This window comes from Colwellia sp. Bg11-12 (assembly GCF_014076955.1).
In the GTDB taxonomy this organism is placed as follows: Bacteria; Pseudomonadota; Gammaproteobacteria; order Enterobacterales; family Alteromonadaceae; genus Colwellia_A.
The window spans coordinates 1-534 of the sequence record NZ_JACGUZ010000055.1; the positions used below are offsets into that span (position 1 = coordinate 1).

General features: G+C 32.8%; 1 protein-coding gene. It reads right to left on the reverse strand.

Translation table 11 applies throughout. The annotated features are described in order from the left end of the window. Positions 1-66: 66 nt before the first annotated feature. Positions 67-534 (reverse strand): hypothetical protein (locus tag H4J39_RS04365; RefSeq protein WP_220462123.1); only part of this gene is annotated, 468 nt, incomplete at its 5' end.

A 534-nucleotide genomic window follows, 5' to 3' on the forward strand; every position in this document is an offset into this window, starting at 1 on the left:
TAACGCCACGTTAAGCGGCAATTGATAGTTGGCTAAAATAAGCGACGCAGGAGCAAAAGCCAACTGTTATTTGTCCTGCTTTAACGACTTGTTATATTTTTTTGACAACTGGATTGCCATAACACTGAGAATTATACTTAACGGTAACCAAACAATGTAATAGCCGCCATAAATAATAATTATTGTAGCCAACGGATAGCCAAAAACTAACAAACCAAATAAAGCACCAATTACAGATAATGTTAGTATTTGATGCTTATTGATTTGCTTAAATTTACCTTTAGCAAATAACCAATAAACTAATAAAAATGATATACCCCAAATTAATGTACAAATTATTATTGGGGTAATTAAACAGCTTAACGAGCAAAGGCATTTAAACTTTGGATCACAACCTACATCTAACAAGTTAGTTCTCAGGGTAGCAACACTTACAGAAGCAAGAAAAAAACTTAGTAACCAAGTTAAAGTGAATTTAAGTGATATAGGCATCAACTTTCCGATAAAAATATAACGCCCCATTAAGAGGCAAAT